The sequence below is a fragment of the Streptomyces sp. NRRL S-920 genome, assembly GCF_000717945.1.
Lineage (GTDB): Bacteria > Actinomycetota > Actinomycetes > Streptomycetales > Streptomycetaceae > Streptomyces > Streptomyces alboniger.
In genome coordinates this window covers 1-322 of sequence record NZ_JODF01000169.1, presented here as the reverse complement: position 1 = coordinate 322, position 322 = coordinate 1, and the positions used below count along the sequence as shown (strand labels likewise).

The following is a 322-nucleotide window of genomic DNA, read 5'->3' as shown; positions in this document are numbered from 1 at the left end:
AGGCGAACGAGCCGGTCACCACCTTCATCGTCGGAGGGCTGCCCCCGGAGACGCAGGCCACGATGGACTCCGGCCTGCGGCGCACCACGGCAGACGCCTTGTCCCTGGCGGATGAGCCGAATGCGACCACGGTCGCGGCCATACTCCGCAGGGTCTGGACCTGGCAGCAGGGCGACAGGAAGTTCACGCGCCGCATCAGCCCCACCACCGCAGAGTCCAAGGCCCTGCTGGCGAAGCACCCCGAGATCCGGCGCTCAGCCGAGATCGCCCTGCGCACCCGCGCCGCCTTCCCCCACATCCCCCAGTCTGCGCTGGGGACCGC

1 pseudogene is annotated in these 322 nt (G+C 71.1%); it reads left to right on the top strand.

The window, feature by feature from the left end:
* Window positions 1-322, top strand: a pseudogene (locus tag IG54_RS0137365) (hypothetical protein); the annotation flags it as partial.